Origin of the sequence: Lapillicoccus jejuensis (assembly GCF_006715055.1) — a bacterium.
GTDB lineage: Bacteria > Actinomycetota > Actinomycetes > Actinomycetales > Dermatophilaceae > Lapillicoccus > Lapillicoccus jejuensis.
This window is the reverse complement of record NZ_VFMN01000001.1, coordinates 1,925,502-1,942,334: the sequence shown is the minus strand read 5'-3', so window position 1 is coordinate 1,942,334 and position 16,833 is coordinate 1,925,502. Positions and strand designations below refer to the sequence as shown.

General features: G+C 75.4%; 13 protein-coding genes. 5 read left to right on the top strand and 8 right to left on the bottom strand.

The annotated features are described in order from the left end of the window. The first annotated feature begins 47 nt into the window (after positions 1–47). Positions 48–1,631, top strand: a complete 1,584-nt coding sequence (locus tag FB458_RS09250) for a hypothetical protein (protein ID WP_141848243.1) — start codon at positions 48–50, stop codon at positions 1,629–1,631. 67 nt (positions 1,632–1,698) lie between these two features. Here FB458_RS09250 and FB458_RS09245 read toward each other — a convergent pair whose 3' ends face one another. Both FB458_RS09245 and FB458_RS09240 read right to left on the bottom strand, forming a co-directional pair. Next, positions 1,699–2,904: an AI-2E family transporter gene (locus tag FB458_RS09245; RefSeq protein ID WP_141848242.1), complete on the bottom strand. Its 1,206-nt coding sequence runs from the start codon at positions 2,902–2,904 to the stop codon at positions 1,699–1,701. Positions 2,905–3,028: 124 nt separating this feature from the next. Further along, positions 3,029–3,220 (bottom strand): BldC family transcriptional regulator, encoded by a 192-nt coding sequence (locus tag FB458_RS09240; protein WP_141848241.1) that lies wholly within the window; start codon positions 3,218–3,220, stop codon positions 3,029–3,031. A 481-nt stretch (positions 3,221–3,701) separates the two neighbouring features. On the opposite strand from FB458_RS09240, the gene FB458_RS09235 reads away from it, so the two are divergent. Beyond that, positions 3,702–3,902 (top strand): DUF3073 domain-containing protein, encoded by a 201-nt coding sequence (locus FB458_RS09235; protein ID WP_141848240.1) that lies wholly within the window; start codon positions 3,702–3,704, stop codon positions 3,900–3,902. A gap of 631 nt (positions 3,903–4,533) precedes the next feature. Then, complete coding sequence (locus FB458_RS09230; protein ID WP_170185619.1) at positions 4,534–6,141, top strand: HNH endonuclease signature motif containing protein; 1,608 nt, start codon at positions 4,534–4,536, stop codon at positions 6,139–6,141. Positions 6,142–6,191: 50 nt separating this feature from the next. Here the strand turns inward: FB458_RS09230 and purM are convergent, their stop codons facing one another. From purM to FB458_RS09200, 6 genes are all read right to left on the bottom strand, one after another. Further along, the gene (gene purM, locus FB458_RS09225) at positions 6,192–7,313 is read right to left on the bottom strand and encodes a phosphoribosylformylglycinamidine cyclo-ligase (RefSeq protein WP_141848238.1); all 1,122 of its coding nucleotides are present in this window, start codon (positions 7,311–7,313) and stop codon (positions 6,192–6,194) included. 34 nt (positions 7,314–7,347) lie between these two features. Then, positions 7,348–10,164 carry an FAD/NAD(P)-binding protein gene (locus FB458_RS09220; RefSeq protein ID WP_211355989.1) on the bottom strand — a complete coding sequence of 939 codons (2,817 nt, stop codon included), beginning with the start codon at positions 10,162–10,164 and terminating at the stop codon, positions 7,348–7,350. A 109-nt stretch (positions 10,165–10,273) separates the two neighbouring features. Continuing rightward, entirely contained in the window at positions 10,274–11,878 is a 1,605-nt protein-coding gene (gene purF, locus FB458_RS09215; protein ID WP_141848236.1) for an amidophosphoribosyltransferase, read from the bottom strand. Between the two features lie 60 nt (positions 11,879–11,938). After that, complete coding sequence (locus tag FB458_RS21285; protein ID WP_170185618.1) at positions 11,939–12,145, bottom strand: hypothetical protein; 207 nt, start codon at positions 12,143–12,145, stop codon at positions 11,939–11,941. Positions 12,146–12,165: 20 nt separating this feature from the next. Continuing rightward, positions 12,166–12,543 carry a sterol carrier family protein gene (locus tag FB458_RS09205; RefSeq protein ID WP_141848235.1) on the bottom strand — a complete coding sequence of 126 codons (378 nt, stop codon included), beginning with the start codon at positions 12,541–12,543 and terminating at the stop codon, positions 12,166–12,168. Next, a complete protein-coding gene (locus tag FB458_RS09200) occupies positions 12,543–13,421 on the bottom strand; it encodes an LLM class flavin-dependent oxidoreductase (protein ID WP_342778047.1) in 879 nt (292 codons plus the stop codon). The genes FB458_RS09205 and FB458_RS09200 overlap by 1 nt, the downstream gene beginning before the upstream one ends. A gap of 22 nt (positions 13,422–13,443) precedes the next feature. Between FB458_RS09200 and FB458_RS09195 the strand changes: the two genes are divergently transcribed. Further along, positions 13,444–14,331, top strand: a complete 888-nt coding sequence (locus tag FB458_RS09195; RefSeq protein WP_246061135.1) for a spermidine synthase — start codon at positions 13,444–13,446, stop codon at positions 14,329–14,331. 240 nt (positions 14,332–14,571) lie between these two features. Then, positions 14,572–16,830, top strand: a complete 2,259-nt coding sequence (locus tag FB458_RS09190; protein ID WP_170185617.1) for an acyltransferase family protein — start codon at positions 14,572–14,574, stop codon at positions 16,828–16,830. The last annotated feature ends 3 nt before the right edge of the window (positions 16,831–16,833 follow it).

Genomic DNA, 16,833 nt, shown 5'->3' with positions numbered 1-16,833 from the left:
GCAGCGCACGGGGAGGGAAACGGCCTGCAGGAAGGGTCGGGGAAGCCGTGATCGGTCGGTTCCAGTGGGTGCTGCGCACCGCGCGCCGGCACGCCGCCGACCGCTCCCGCCGCTCGGCCGCCGGCTTCGTCCGGGTGCTGCCCGACCAGCCGCACCGGGCACAGGTCAAGCGCTGGGAGGACGGGTCGGTCGTCCTCGGCCACGACCTCGTCCGGCGCTACGAGACCGCGCTCGAGCTGCCCGAGGGCCAGCTGCTGCGCTCCGTCGACCTGCTCGCGCGCGAGGACGACCCGCTGCGCCGCGGCCCGGCCCTGCCACCGACGACCGTCCCCGACGACGTCGTCCTCGAGGCGATGCCGCTGCTGGAGAAGGTGCTCACCTACGAGCCGATGACCGGCGTCGAGTGGGACCGCTTCTCGATGCTCGTCTCGCTCGTCCCGCACGTCCTCGTCCGCTCCCGCGACTGGGAGACGCTGCTGCACCGGCTGACCCTCGAGACGTCGGTGTCCACCGGGCTGGAGTACGCGCACCGGTGGGAGGCGGCCGTCCGGCTCGGCGGTGACCGGTCGGTGACCGGTGTCCTCATCGAGCTCATCGAGAGCGCGCTCATCGACGACGACGTCCAGCTCTACTCCGACTACGCGACGCTGCTGCGCTACACGCCGGACCCCCGCGGTCACGACGTGCTGCTGCGCGCCCTGACCGCCCCGCCGAACCCGCGCTCGCTGTGGGCCTCGCTGTCGACCGCGACGACCCTCGTGCGGCACGGGCTGGTCGACCACGGCGTGGCCCAGGAGATGCTCGCCGTCGCGGCCGACGTCGTCGCCGACGAGGCCCAGCCGCTGCGCACCCGCAAGGCCGGCGCCAGCCTCGCCCTGCGCGCCGAGAGCCGCACCTTCCCCGACGCGACGGGCCGCGGACGTCGGCTGCGGCTCACGGCGCAGCAGCGCCGCGAGGTGCGCGACGTCCTGGCCTGGACGGGGCTCGAGCGCGAGCGGCAGGACGCCGTACGGGCGGCGACCCTCGACGCGCTGGCCCGCGACGTGCCCTCCGACGTGCGCGACCCGGACCTCGCCGCGCTGCTCGACACCGCGCTCGACGAGCCGCACCTGGACCGGCGCGACACCGCGCTCGCGGTCCTGCTCCTCGCGCCCCAGGGGCGCACGCTGGGACGGGTGGTGGCCCAGGACCTCGCCGGGGCGGTCGACGCCGACGACACCGGTCGCGCCGTCGCCGACCTGTCGATGCTGTCCTTCCTCGCCCAGCCCGAGGACGTCCCGCTCCTGCTCGACCTGGCCCTCGGCCGACGCGGCGACGCCGAGCTGATGTCGCACGCGGGCGCCGCGCTCGGCAACGTCCCCCCACCGGCCCCGGGGGCGGACACCGTCGACCCGCAGCTGCACGCGTACGCCGTCGCGCACCTCACCGACCCGGCGGCGCCGCGGACGCCCGTCGACCCGGGCAACGCGTGGGGCGTCTGCTACGCCCTCGGGATGCGCGGCCGGTTCGACCTGCTCGAGGACCTGCTGGACCGCGCGCACCCGCGCGACGACGCGGCGTGGGTCAGCGCCCTCACGTGGTGGGCGACGCTGCCCGAGGTGCTGCGGCCGCCCGTCCCGCGCGCCGGCTGACCGGGCCGGGCCTTCTCACCGGGGTCGGCCGCACCCCCCGGGCGGCGCTCCTCCCCGGGCCGCCGGCTCATCCGGTGGTGGTGGGGACGCGGTCCGGTGGCGCCGGGCCGTCGTCCGGGGCGTCGTCCTCCTCCGACTCCGGCGGCAGCTCGTCCTCGCGCAGGGCCGCCAGCTGCGGCAGCAGCTCGTGCCGCCGGCGGAAGGTGTCGATGATGGTGATGGCCGCGGCCGCGACCGGGATGCCGATGATGGCCCCGATCGGTCCGAAGAGCGCGGCACCGACGAAGACCGACCCCAGCGCGACGGCGGGGTGCACGTCCATCGTGCGCCGGCTGATGCGGGGGGTGAAGACGTAGTTCTCGACCTGCTGGTAGACCGTCGCGAACAGGACGATCCACAGCACGTTGCGCGGGTTGTAGACGACCGTGAAGAGCGCGGGCAGCAGGATGCCGATGTAGGTGCCGATGGTCGGGATGAACTGCCCGACGATGCCGGCCAGCAGGCCGAGCGGCAGCCAGAACGGCACGTCGATGTACCAGAAGAACGCCGCGTGGAAGACGGCGGACAGGGTCGCGAGGACGACCTTGGAGATGACGTAGCCGCCGGTCTTCTCGACCGCGATCTGCCAGACGGTCTGCATGACCTCCTGGTAGCGCGGGTTGAGGAACGAGCCGATGGTCTGGCGCAGACGCGGGCTGTCCGCCGACAGGTAGTAGGCGAAGACGAGGATGGTCAGCAGGTCGAAGAGGAAGGTGAGCACCGAGCCGAAGACGCCGAGGATGCCGCCGCCGTAGCGACCCGCGAGCTCGCCCAGCCTGGACGGCGTGAGGTCGAGGGTCGTCTGGATCTTGGTCAGGTCGATGTCGGTGTTGAGGTGCTCGTTGACCCAGGCCAGCGCCGACGCCGTCGTCCCCGGCAGGGTCTGCCCGAGCTGGGTGGCCTGGAGGAAGAAGACCTGCCCGAAGAGCAGGAGGATCGCGCCCGTGACGAGCAGCAGGACGAGCATGACGAGGCCCGTCGCGAGGCCCCGCGGGCGCACGCCGTGCCGCATGAGCCACACGACCGGCGGCTCCATGGCGATCGAGAGCAGCCAGGACAGGACGAGGAGGAAGAGGAACCCGGACAGGGCGCCGAAGGCCCAGATCCCGAGCAGGAGCCCGGCGACGAGCAGGATCGCGAGCAGCGCCGTGCGCTTGGCCGACCCGGGGGTGATCGCCACCCAGGTGGGGCGTCGTACGGCGTTCTCGTCGTGCCCCTGCGTGCTGCGCTCCACCGCGTCAGCCTAGGGCCCGGACGCACGGGACGGCCGCTCCCCGCCCCCGCGGGTCACGGCCGTCCGTCGTGCTGGTGCTGCTGGTGGTGCTGGTGCTGCGTCGAGCGGTGCTGCGCCGCCCGGGTCAGTGCGACCCGAGGAGGCGGCTGACCTCGCTCTCGAGGTAGCGCCGGTGCCCGCCCAGGGTCCGGATCGCCGTGAGCTTGCCGGCCTTGGCCCAGCGCGTCACGGTCTTCGGGTCCACACGGAACATCGCGGCCACCTCGGCCGGCGTCAGGAGCTTCTCGTGCTCCTGCGTCTCGATGGAAACTGCCATGTCGTTCTCCCCGCTTTTCCTCATCGGTTGGTCACCGGTGCCCCCACCAGGTGATCGTGCTGTTTCCCCACGCCCACGATACACCGACAAAACGGACTTTGGAGTCTTTTGTCGCCATGTCGTACGCGCCTCGTGAACGCGCCCCCGCGCGTCCTGCCGGCCACGGCTCCCCGCCGCGGACCGACCGTGCATCCAGCCCCAATCGGTCAATTTACCCGAAGTAGGGTAGGCGGTCCAGAGTCACCGTCGAGATCCGCGACGGCGGATTGCCGACACTCGGCCCCGACCGCGGCCCTCCCGCCGGCCGGGCCCGGCTGCCGCCGCCGACCGCTCTCGCGCCCTGCTACGCGAACGGCGCAGGGCTGAGGTAGCGTTGTCACCACGAGTACACACGATTCCCGGGTCCGCTCCGCGGGGTCGAGCGGCCTGCGCTGCCTGATCCTGTGATGCTGCCCCGGCAGACGCACGAGGGGGTCACGCCATGGGGCGCGGCCGGGCGAAGGCCAAGCAGACCAAGGTCGCTCGGGAGCTGAAGTACTTCTCTCCCAACACCGACTTCAGTTCGCTTGAGCGAGAACTGCATTCCACGTCGCACGCTCCCGAGCGGTGGTCCCCCGGGACCGACGACGCCGGGGACGACGACGAGGACGACTTCGGACGGTGGGCCTCCGGCGAGCGATGACGCTCGCCGGCCCTCCGGTCGGTCTGACCCGCCCCGCGGGTCGTGTGCTCGGTCCGCCAGGACCGCGTCGGTGACGCACGTCGTCGTACCAGGTGAAGCGGGTCCTTGCTGCCCCGCTGTGGTCTCCACGGTGCGATCCTGCTGGTTTTCCTGTCGCCAGCCCGGGACGGCTGAGCGGCGAGGGCGCCGGCGCGGTTGCTCTGCGCCGCCTGCGGAGGCCGAGCGCGTCCGATCTTGGTGCGGGATCGTCACCGGTGTCCTGCTGGACGGCACCGCGTTCACTCACTGCTGCCGTGACGTACCGGTACCCTGGTGACGGCAACGTCGACGGCGACACCGTCGTCAGCTGAGGGCACGGCGTCGTCCCCCGCCTGCACCTGCCCCTCCCCCGGCGGATCCGACGTCGGCAGCGGGCGCCCCGGGGTTGCCGATGTCGTCGCGACTCTTCCGCGCGGCGAGGTGGTGACACTTCTGCCCCGGGTGTCCGACGATGCCTCCTCATGACCCCACAGATGCAGGCGCCCGTCTGGCGATCTCACGGTGGGCCGTCACCGATGTCCTGAGACATCACCCTTGTCCCCGTGACGCTCTCGTCGTAGAATCGAACACACGTTCGAACGAGGAGACGGCGATGACCGGGTGGCGGGGGACCATGGAGCAGGTCGGTGACGGCCTGCGCTCGCCGCTGGGTGTCGTCCCGGACCTCGAGTCGCTGACGGACACCGCCCTGGTGGACCTCGAGGTCGACGAGGCGCTGGCCGTCGTGGAGCTGGTCCGCCGGGCGACCTCGGCACTGGACGCGATCCAGGTGCTGGCCCTGGAGGCCTTCGCCCGCCGCACGGTCGAGGAGGTGGAGCAGGACAAGGCCGACCTGCGCGCGAGAGGCAGGTGCGCCCTCGGTCCCGAGGGGGACGACGTCGCCGCCGTCGAGCTGGCCCCCGCGCTGCGGCTGGGCCGTCGGGCGGTGAGCGCGCTGCTCGACGACGCCCGCATGCTCGCCCGGGACCTGCCGCAGACCCTCGGGCTCGTGCGCGCCGGCCGGCTCGACCTGGCCCGCGCGCGGGTCGTCGCCCACCAGGCCTTCGAGGTCGCCCGTGAGCACCGTCCGGCGTACGACGACGCCGTCGTCCACCCCGAGCTCGTGTCGACGCGGTACCGCCTCGGCCCCACCGACCTCGACGTCCCGGCCCTGCGCAAGCGCGTCGCCGCGGCCGCGGCCCACGTCGACCCCGAGTCCCAGCAGCGGCGGGCCGAGAGCGCCCGACGCGACGCGTTCGTGCGCGTCGGACCCGGCCTGGACCCCGGGATGAGCACCTGGTCGGCGTCGCTGCCGTCCGAGGACTCGCTGTCCGTGTGGGCGGCCATCGACGAGCTGGCGGGGGAGTACCTGCGGGCCGACCCGTCCCTCACCGTCGGTCCGGCCCGGGCCCAGGCGCTGGTCTCGCTCGTCCTCGGTCGGGCCACCATCACGACGACGGTCGACCTGACCGTCCCCCTCGACGCCTGGCCCGAGACGGTCGGCATGGCAGGCGACGGCGTGGTAGACGATCGCGGGGCCGATGCCTCCATAACCGACGTGCACGGCGATCGCCGCCCGGCGCTCAGTCTGGTCCCCGACCTCACGTGGTCGGTGGCCGAGCGTGGGCTGGCCGCGCTCGTGGAGGTCGCCGAGCAGGAGCGGGACCTCCATCTCGTCCCGACGACCGGCGGCGCACCAACGGACCCGCCGCCGTCGTCGAGACCACCCCGGGCCGCCGCCCCTGCGGATCCGGCGGTCGGCTGGTCGGTCGGCTGGTCGATCGGCTGGTCGATCGGGGTGCAGCACCCCATGGTCGGGTTCGTCCTCGCCGAGGCGGTCGCCAGACTGCTGGCCGACCCCGACACCCGGGTACGCCTCCACGGGTGCCACCCGAGGACCGGCGCCCTCCTGACCCACGACCCGACGACCTACCGACCCGCCGTCGCGGTCGCCAGAGCGGTACGCGCCCGCGACGGCCACTGCCGCTTCCCCGGCTGCTCCGTCCCCGCCGCCCGCACCCAGCTCGACCACGTCGTCCCGTTCCCCACCGGCCCCACGACCGTCGACAACCTCGCCTGCCTCTGCGTCACCCACCACCGCTTCAAGACCCACACACCGTGGACCTACGCCCTCACCACCGACGGGATCTGCACGTGGACCTCGCCCCTAGGACGCACGTACGCCACCGAACCGGCAGCGGTCCGGGAGCGTGCAGCGTGACCGGGGAGGCGACGACGGGGGGAGACGACGTGGGGAGACGACGGGAGGAGTCAGGCCCGCGGGTGCTCGCCGACCATCCGGACCGACCCGCCGTCGACGCCCTTGGCGCCGCGGACGGTCTCCACCGCGTCGCCGTACGGCGCGTCCTCGTCCGCGTGGACGCGGCCGGCGACCCACCCGTCGATGCCGCGCGAGCGGAGGACGGCGAGGCTCTCGTCGGCGTCCTCGGCGGGCAGGACGGCGACGAACCCGACGCCCTGGTTGAGGGTGCGCTCGAGGTCGGCCCGTGGCACGCGGCCGAGCGCGGCGACGGTCCCGAACACGGCGGGCGGGGTCCACGTGGCGCGGTCGACGACGGCGGTGACCCCGCCGGGCAGGACCCGCGCCAGGTTGGCGGCGAGGCCGCCCCCGGTGACGTGGCTGAGCGCGTGCACGTCGACGCCGGGCGTGCGCACGAGGGCCAGCAGGTCGGCGGCGTACACCCGGGTGGGGGTGAGCAGCTCCTCACCGAGGGTGCGGCCGAACTCCGGCACGTCGCGGTCGAGCGCCCAGCCCGCGGCGGCGACGACCCGGCGCACCAGCGAGTAGCCGTTGGAGTGCAGCCCGCTGCTGGCCAGGGCCACGACGACGTCCCCGGCGCGGACCCGCTGGGGCCCGAGCAGGTCGGCGTGCTCCACGACGCCGGTCGCGGCGCCGGCGACGTCGTACTCGTCCGGCTCGAGCAGCCCGGGGTGCTCGGCGGTCTCGCCGCCGACGAGGGCGCAGCCGGCCTGGGCGCAGCCGGCGGCGATGCCGGACACGATGGCGGCGACCCTCTCGGGGACGACCCTGCCGGTCGCGATGTAGTCGGTCATGAAGAGCGGCTCGGCCCCGCAGACGACGATGTCGTCGACGACCATGCCGACGAGGTCGAGCCCGATCGTGTCGTGGCGGTCCAGGGCCTGGGCGATGGCGACCTTGGTGCCGATGCCGTCGGTCGACGTCGCGAGCACCGGACGGCTCATCCGGGCCAGCGCGCTCGCGTCGAACAGCCCGGCGAACCCGCCGAGGCCGCCGAGCACCTCGGGGCGCTGAGCCCGCGCGACGGCCGCCTTCATCAGCTCGACGGCCTTGTCACCCGCCTCCACGTCGACCCCGGCGGCGGCATAGGTGATCGGCGCGTCGTCAGTCACGCCCGCCAGCGTATCGGCGCCGCGCCCCCGGGCCTCAGCCCGGGACGCCCGCGAGACGCCGGGTGTCGATCGGCGACGGGCGCCGGTCGAGCCGGGCCTCGAGCAGCCGGCGCGCCTCGCCGCACCGTCCGGCCCGGACGAGCGCGAGCAGCAGCGTCTCCTCGACGACCTCGCGCTGCGCGTCGCTGCCGCCCAGCTGGGCCACCCACGGCCCGAGCAGCCGCAGGGTCCGGACGGCGTCGTCCCAGCGCTCCTCGGCGACCGCGGTGAGCGCGTCGCACAGGGCGACGACGACGTCGCGCATGACCGGGTGCGGCCGCGCGGCGGCGTGGGCCCGCAGCCGGGCCAGCCCCGCGACGTCGCGCGCCGCGGCGAGGGCGACCGCCGCGTGCAGGGCGGTGAACGGCGTCGTCGGCTGCGCCAGCAGCCGGTCGTCGACGCTGTCGAGCACCGCGCGGACGGGCAGCTCGTCGTCCCAGCTGCCGGTGACCCGACACCGCCACAGCAGCGACGCCGAGTCGACGAGGGCCCGCACGCCGGACACCATCGGCGGGGCGAGCTGGGCCTCGTAGCGGCGCCGCAGGTCCTCGACGGAGCCGAGGGCGAGCTCGTGCAGGGCCGCGTGCCAGGCGAAGTGCGCCCGGTGCGAGGCCTCGTGCCCGCCCCCGCGGATCCAGCCGTCGAGCCACCGCAGACCCTCGGCGTGCGCGCCGGTCTCGTAGAACACGTGGGTGCGGGCGTGCACGGCGTGACCGGCGCCCGGCTCCCGCGCGAGGGAACGGGCGGACAGGCGGTCGGCTTCGTCGTACCGGCCCTGCTCCTGGCGCACGAAGGCGAGCAGCCCGGTGAAGAACCAGTCGTCCCCCCAGGCCGGGCGCAGCGACTCGACGAGCGCCCACGCCTCGTGCTGCAGGTCGGTGACGCCGGAGAAGGCGATGGTCGGGACGGCGACGCTCACCGCGAGCCCGTCGCGCGGGAAGGCGTCGACGTGGGCCCGCAGCGCGCGGTCGCCGTCGAGGCGCGTGCCGTGCAGGCGGCGGGTGACGACGTCGACGAGGCTGCGCTCGCGGTCGGTCGCCCGGTGGTCGAGCGTGGCCCGGGCGGTGGCGAGCGCCTCCGCCGGGTCCCCCGTCGACCCGAGCTCGTGGGTGACCAGGGCCAGCGCGGCGTGCCCGAGCGCGAACCCCCCGTCGAGGCGGACCGCCTCGGCGAAGGCCTCCTCGGCGCCGGACTGGACGCGCAGCACCCGCAGCAGGCCGCGGTCGAACGCTGCCGCGGCCTCGGCTGTCGTCGTCAGGGGGTTGCCGTGCCGGTCGAGCGGGCGCGACGGACGGTCCCGACGGGGGACCTGCGGCCGGCTCGCGGGACCCGTGGCGGTCGGGCGGGTGCGCAGCCGGGCGACGACCTGGGCGGCGACCGAGACGGCCTGTGCCCGCAGCTCGGGGACGGCCGTGGTCTCCCACAGCTCACCGCGGCGCAGCGCGCCGACCGCCCACACCGCCGGGGCCGTACGACGCCCCAGCAGCCGGCCACCGGGGTCGGTCGCCAGCCCCATGCCGAGCGGTCCGGCGGTGCCCAGGCCCGAGGCGAGCAGGTCGACGACGACGGGGTTGCGGCTGCGGGAGACCTCGCGCTCGGGCCCCGTGGCGTTGACGACCCGGTCGACGACGACGCGCCCGCCGTCGGCGAGCGCGACGAGCAGCCGGCCGTCGGGCAGCGGCTCGACGTCGGCGACCTCGCCGCGGCGCACCTCCAGCCGGCCCTCGCGGCGCAGCCGGGCCAGGGCCGCGGCGGTGGCCGGGGGCATCCGGTGCCGGCGCACCTCCCACGCGGGGATCCCGTCGCGCAGCAGGGCGCGGCGCTCGTCCTCGGGCACCCGCTGCCACAGCAGGGCGGTGAGCGGGCGCAAGCCGTCCATCGCGGGTCGCCAGTCGCCGCCGCGGGCGCCGGCGAGCAGGTGCTCGCGCACGAGCCGCTCCACGCGCTCCGCCGGCAGCGCGACCTGGTCGCCGATGGCGGCGGTGAGCGCGGTCGACGGGCGCGGGGCGCGGCGCTGCGCGCTGTGCGGCAGGGGGAGGCGGCCGCGCCGCGACAGGGCGACGACGCGGTCGCCGTCGGCGGCGACGGTGAGGGCGATGTCGGCCATCGTCAGCCCGGTGCCGACGACGAGGACGGTACCCGGAGGCGCGCCCGCCGGTCGGTCGAGCGCTCCCGGGCGCCAGGGGTCGGCGACGAGCCGGTCGGAGGCGAGCAGGGTCGGCGGCACCCAGTCCAGGCCGGGCCGCTCCGTCCCGACGGCGAGCACGACGGCGTCGACGGGCAGCCGCTCCCCCGAGCGCAGCACCAGCGCCGTGCGGCGCTCGGCCCCCTCACCGGACTCGTCGACCGCCAGCGCGCCGGCCGGCACCCGGCGGACGGTCACGCCGGTGGCGTCGATGGCGTCGGTGGCGTCGGTGGCGTCGGGCGCGAGCAGCTGCGACTGCAGGGCGGCGAGATAGTCGCCGAACCACCCGCGCGGGAGGAAGTCGTCGGGTCCGGCGGCCGGGTCGCGGTGCGCGCGGACCCAGTCGACGAAGTCGCCGGCGACCTCCGGCCGGGCCGACAGGTCGCGGGCCCGCACGTTGAGCAGGTGGTCCGGGCACGAGGTGGAGAACGCCGTCCCGCGGCCGTCGCCGGCGTCGTCGTCGACGAGCAGCACCTCGAGGCCGGTCGGGAGCGCGCCGAGCCGGGCCAGGGCCGCGGCGACGAGCGTGCCGGCCGGTCCCGCGCCGACGACGGCGACCCGGGCCGGACCCGGGTGACCCGCTGCGTCGTACCCCTGCGTGTCGCTGTGAACGTCCGCCCCGGCCACCGTGTCCTCCTGCATCCCCTGTCAATTCCTACCGTTCAAGTAGGTCTTGGCCGCCAGTGTGCCACGGGCCGGGAGGCACCGTACGCCGATCCGGCGCACGAGGGCGTCGTCAGGGGCGCAGCAGCGCGTCGGCGGCCCCGCCGCCGAGCCCGAGGGGGACGCCCTCGGCGTCGCGCTCGGTCCGCTCGTCGACCCCGAGGTCGAGGGCCGCGTCGTGGCCGGTGCGGACCGAGATCGGCAGCGTCTCGAGGACGTGCTTGCCGATCCGCCCGTCCTCGGGCAGCTCGATCGGGTAGCGGCCGGTGAAGCACGCCGTGCACAGCTGGCTCGGCGGCTGCTCGGTCGCGCCCGTCATCCCCTCCTCGGAGATGAAGCCGAGCGAGTCGGCGCCGATCGACGCGCGGATCTCCTCGACGCCGAGCCCGGTGGCGATGAGCTCGGCCCGGGTCGCGAAGTCGATGCCGTAGAAGCACGGCCAGGTGATGGGCGGGCTGGAGATCCGCACGTGGATCTCGGCGGCGCCCGCCTCGCGCAGCATCCGCACCTGAGCGCGCTGGGTGTTGCCGCGCACGATCGAGTCGTCGACGACGACGAGCCGCTTGCCACGGATCGTGTGCTCGAGGGCGTTGAGCTTGAGCCGGATCCCCAGCTGCCGCAGCGTCTGCGAGGGCTGGATGAAGGTCCGCCCGACGTAGGCGTTCTTGACGAAGCCCTGCCCGAAGGGGATCCCCGACTCCTGCGAGTACCCCACCGCGGCGGGCACGCCCGACTCCGGCACCCCGATGACGAGGTCGGCCTCGACGGGGTGCTCGCGGGCCAGCTGCCGCCCCATCTCCACGCGCGCCTCGTGGACGACCTTGCCGCGGATGACCGCGTCGGGCCGGGCGAGGTAGACGTACTCGAAGACGCAGCCCTTGGGCTGGGCCTCGGCGAAGCGGTGCGAGCGCAGCCCGTTCTCGTCGATGACGACGAGCTCGCCGGGCTCGATCTCGCGCACGACGCTGGCCCCGATGGTCTGCAGCGCGGCCGTCTCGGAGGCGACCACCCAGCCGCGCTCGAGCCGTCCGAGGGCGAGGGGGCGCACGCCGTACGGGTCGCGGGCGGCGTACAGCGTGTTCTCGTCCATGAAGACGAAGCAGAACGCACCGCGCAGCAGCGGGAGGACCTCGAGCGCGGTGGCCTCGAGGCTGCGGTCCGGGTCGGCGGCGAGCAGCGTCGTGACGAGGGCGGTGTCGCTGGTGTTGCCGCGGCCGAGCTCACCGCGTCGCGAGGCGCCGGCGCCGAGGCGCTCGGTGACGAGGTCGCGCAGCTCGACGGTGTTGATGAGGTTGCCGTTGTGGGCGAGCGCGACGGTGCTGTCACCGCCGCCCCCGAGGGTCGGCTGGGCGTTCTCCCACGTCGAGCCGCCGGTCGTGGAGTAGCGGGTGTGGCCGATGGCCAGGTGCCCGCGCAGCGAGGACAGGGCGGTCTCGTCGAAGACCTGGCTGACCAGCCCCATGTCCTTGTAGACGAGGATCTTGCTGCCGTCGCCGGTGGCGATGCCCGCGGACTCCTGGCCGCGGTGCTGCAGCGCGTAGAGCCCGAAGTACGTCAGCTTGGCGACATCCTCCCCGGGGGCCCAGACGCCGAACACGCCGCAGGCGTCCTGCGGGCCCTTGTCACCCCCCTGGAGGGAGTCGAGGTCGTGCGAGAGTCGTCCGTCTCCGCGAGCCACGTGCCTCAGTCTCGCACAGCGACCTGGCCGCCCACCGCCGCCGCCCGAGGCGTGGGCGGGTCAGGCGCGGCGGTCGACGAGGACGGCGACGAGCGCCCCGAGCAGCGCGCCGAGGAAGGCGAACATCACCCCGAGGTAGGCCACCTGCGAGCCGAGACCGTAGTTGGCGGCGTCAGCCGAGACGACCGCCATGACGAGGCCGACGAGGAAGCCGACGACCGCGCCGGTGCCGATCCAGCGCAGGAAGGCGGGTGAGCGACGGGGCATGGGTCCAGGGTAGGTCGCGCTCACAGCGCACCGAGGGGCAGGTACGGCGCGAGGTCGGCCCGCAGGCCGCTGGCCCGGACGGCGCCGGAGCCCAGCGCCTCGTCCCAGGCCAGCGTCCCGGTGGCCAGGGCCAGCCAGGTCGCCGCGTCGGTCTCGAAGACGTTGGGCGGGGTGCCGCGCTTGTGCGTGGGGCCCTCGATGCCCTGCACGGCGCCGTACGGCGGCACCCGCAGCTCGACCGAGCGGCCGGGGTGGCGGACCGCGAACTCCTCGAGGGTGTAGCGCACCGCGGCCCCGACCGTGGCGCGGTCCAGACCCGACGGGTCGCCGCCCGCGGCCCGGACCGCCTCGAGGGCGGAGCGGCCGGCGGCGGGGTCGGTACGACGACGCGGCGGCATCAGCCGCGCAGCCGGGGCAGCACGTCGGCGGCGACCGCCTCGAGGGTGGCCTGCGCGCCGGCGTACGGCGACTCGGCCCGGGGCCAGTGCGTGATGGCGTCGGTGAAGCCGAGGTCGGCGACGCGGCCGGCCATCTCCTCGAACAGGTCGACCGACTCGAGGCTGAAGCGCGGCGAGGAGTCGAGGTTGACGTAGCGGGCGACGCTCGCCGCGTCGCGGCCGTGGGCGGCCAGGCGGTCGTCGAGCCGACCGCCCTCCTCGCGCAGGCCGTCGTACCACTGCTCGAGGTCGTCGGTGCGGCGGCCGAGCGTCATCCAGCCGTCGGCGACCTCGGCGGCGAGGTCGATGCCGCGGGGGCCACCGGCGGCGACGACGATCGGCACGTGCTCGACGCGCGGGAGGGTGCGCGCGTCGTCGGCCGAGAACCAGCGGCCCTCCTGGCTGACGTGGTCCTCGTCGCGCAGCCGCTTGGCCAGGCGCACGAACTCGTGGAACCGGTCGGCGCGCTCGCGCGCCGACAGCGCGGGCAGGCCGAGGATGCGGGCGTCGACGTCGGTGGCCCCGGCGCCGACGGCGAGGACGAAGCGGCCGCCCGAGAGGTCGTCGAGGGACTGCACGTCGCGGTGCAGCGTCACCGGGTGCCGGAAGTTCGGGCTCGTGACGAAGGTGCCCAGCCCGATCCGGCTCGTGACGAGCGCGGCGGCGGCGAGCGTGGGGGTGGTGCCGTACCAGGGCGACTGCGGCAGGCCGCCCCAGACGAGGTGGTCGTAGGTCCAGCCGTGGTCGAAGCCGAGGTCCTCGACGGCGCGCCAGCGCGGCTCGGCCTCGCGCCAGCGCAGCTCCGGCAGGACGGTGACGCCGACGCGCAGGGTGGTCATGGTCCGACCCTAGGCTGAGCCGGTGACAGGCGGTGGCCGGCGGCGGGACGAGGTGGCCGGGGACCGGGTCCGGCTCGTGCCCGACGACCGCGGTGGCGTGACCGTCCTCGTCGACGGCGCCCCGCAGTCGCACGTCCACCCGGGCGACCCGCACCTGCTCGCCTTCGAGTACGTCGCCCACCTCGCGCTCGTCCTGCGCACGCTGACCCCGCCGCCGCCCGCGCCGCTCGCCGTCACCCACGTCGGCGGCGCCGCGATGACGCTGGCCCGCTGGGTCGAGGCGACGCGGCCGGGCTCGCCGCAGGTCGTCCTCGAGCCCGACAGCGCCCTCACCGAGCTGGTCCGGCGCGAGCTGCCGCTGCCGCGTCGGCACCGGATCCGCGTGCGGCCGGTCGCCGGTGAGCCCGGCACCGCGGCGCTGCGCGACGCGAGCGCGGACGCCGTCGTCGTCGACGCGTTCGCCGGTGGCCGGGTCCCCGCCGGGCTCGTGACCCGGGAGTACCTCGCCGACGTGGCCCGGGTGCTGCGACCCGGCGGGACCCTGTTGATGAACCTCACCGACGAGCCCGGGCTGCGGTGGGTCTCGCGGGTCGTCGCGACGGTCGCGACGGTCGCGACGGTCGCGACGGCGGGCGCGGAGGGGGCGTCGTACGGGGCGCCGGTGCTCCTCGCGACCGGCGAGGTGCTCAAGGGACGACGCTTCGGCAACGTCGTGCTCGCCGCGACGCGGGTGGGCGGCGCGCCGCTCGACGTCGCGGCGCTGGCGCGCGAGGTCGCCCGCGAGGCGCTGCCGACGGGGCTGCGCCGCGGCGCCGACGTGACCCGGATGGCCCGGTCGGCGCGGCCCCTCACCGCGGCCGACCCGCAGCCGTCGCCGGCGCCCCCGGGGGACGCCTGGCGCCGGACCTGAGGGGGACGACCCACCTCGGGGGAGGCGTCCTGCACCGGAGAGCAAGTGGGTCGGTTCAGGAAATATCCGCTTAACATGCCGTTTCTTGACCGAAAGACAACGTTTTGCGGGTGGTGGCGATCCGTCCCGAACCGACAAAGTGGACATGTCGCGGCCGACGGCATCGGCGCCGCTCCCGACACCCTCCGCCTCCCCGCGCGGAGGTCACCCCACGCCCCGGCCCAGGAGCCCCCTCCTCCCATGACCGCCACCTCGCCGACCCCCTCCGTCGTGTCCTCCGTCAGCACCCTCGTGCGCTCCCCCGCGCCCGCGGGGCTGGTCGGGCACCGCCGAGCCGGTCGCTCCCCCGCCCCCCTCACCACCGGACGCGCCCGCCGCGCCCGCCGCGTGCTCGCCGCTCGCCGGCGGCCGGCCGACCGCGACTTCCGCCCCGACATCGAGGGCCTGCGCGCGCTCGCCGTCGTCGCGGTCGTCGTCTACCACGCGGGGCTCGCCCTGCCCGGTGGGTACGTCGGCGTCGACGTCTTCCTCGTCATCTCCGGCTTCCTCATCACGCGCCAGCTGCTGAAGAGCGTCGGCCGGGGCGGGCTGCGCGCGCTGCCGACCTTCTACGGGCACCGCGTGCGCCGGCTGCTGCCGGCCGCGGTCGTCGTCGTCCTCGCGACGACGGTGGCGTTCCGCTTCGTCGGGCCGCCGCTCAAGGTCCGCGACGTCGCGACCGACGCGCTCTTCACCGCGTTCTCGGGGTTGAACTACCGCCTCGCGTGGGTCGGCACGGACTACCAGCACATGGGGGCGGCGGCCAGCCCGCTGCAGCACTTCTGGTCGCTGGCGGTCGAGGAGCAGTTCTACGTCGTCTGGCCGCTCGTCATCGCCGTCGTGGCGGTGGCCACCCGGCGCCGGCACCTGCGCCTCGTCCTGGCCCTGCTCGTCGTCGGCGTCGTCGCCGCGTCGGGCTGGGCGTCGGCGACCCTCACGCCGGCCAACGCGCCGTGGGCCTACTTCTCGCTGCACACCCGCGCCTGGGAGCTCGGCGTCGGCGCGCTGCTCGCCCTCGCCGCGCCGCGGCTCGTCGCGCTCCCGCGCCGGCTCGCCGGTCTCGCCGCCTGGCTGGGGCTGGCCGCGATCGCGGTCGCCGCCGTGCGGTTCACCGACGCGACCCCCTTCCCCGGTGTGGCCGCCTGGCTGCCCGTCGGCGGGGCGGCGCTCGTCGTGGCGTCCGGCTGCGGCCCGCGGGTCGGGGCCGAGCGGCTGCTCGGCGAGCCGCTCGTGCAGTGCCTCGGGCGGGTCTCCTACTCGTGGTACCTCTGGCACTGGCCGCTGCTCGTCGTGGCGCCGTACGCCCTCGGGCACGCCCTCGGCGTCGGTGAGCGGCTCGCGGTCGTGTGGGTCTCGCTGGTCCTCGCCATCGCCTCCTTCACGTGGGTCGAGCAGCCGGTGCGCCTCCTGCACTGGCCGACCTGGGGCTGGATCGGGACGGGCGCGACCCTGGGCGGCGTCGTCACCGCCTGCTCCGCCCTGGTCATGGTCCTCGGCCCGGTCACCACCGGGACCGGTGCCGCCGCGGTCCTCGCCTCCGTCGACGCCCCGGGCGCGGCCGCGGTCACCGTCGCCCCGGCGGTGGCGGGCACGGGGCCGGCCGCGAGCGCGGCCACCAGCGCCGCCGAGCAGGCCGTCGCGCGGACCGTCGCCGCGGCCGTGGGGACCGTCCAGGTCCCCTCGAACCTCACGCCCCTGCCGCAGGACGCCGCCGACTCGCTCCCGCCGACCTCGCGCAACGGCTGCCACGCCGGCTTCACCGCGGTCAGCCAGGGCGACTGCCGGTACGGCGACCTCACCGCCGCCCGCACGCTCGTCCTCTTCGGCGACTCGCACGCCGAGCAGTGGCTGCCCGCGCTCGACCAGCTCGGCAAGGCCCAGCACTGGCAGGTCGTCAGCTGGACCAAGGCCGCGTGCCCGGCGGCGCGGCTCACCGTCGACAACCCCTCGCTCGGGCGCAGCTACACCGAGTGCGACACCTGGCGCGACGCCACCGTGGCGCGGATCGGCGCCCTGCACCCGGCGCTCGTCGTCGTGAGCCAGAGCGAGAACGTCGCCTCGAGCAGCGTGGTGCCGCAGGCCTTCTCGGCCGCGACGGTCGCGACGGTGCGGGCGCTGCGCTCCGCCGGGGCGCCGAGGGTCGCCTACGTGCAGGACATCCCGACCCCGGGGACCGACCTGCCGGGCTGCGTCGCGACGCACCTGGACGACGTGCGGCCGTGCACCTACGACCGGTCGGCCGCCTACCGCTACCCCGACCGGCACGCCGCCCTGGCGCCCGCGTTGGCCACGGCCTCCGTGCCGGTGCTCGACCCGGCACCGTGGCTGTGCACGGCGACCCGCTGCCCGGCGGTCGTCGGCAACGTCCTGGTCTACCGCAACGAGTCGCACCTGACCGTGCCCTTCAGCCGGTGGCTCGCGCCGGTGCTCGCCCCCGTCCTCACCACGACCGGAGCCTGATCG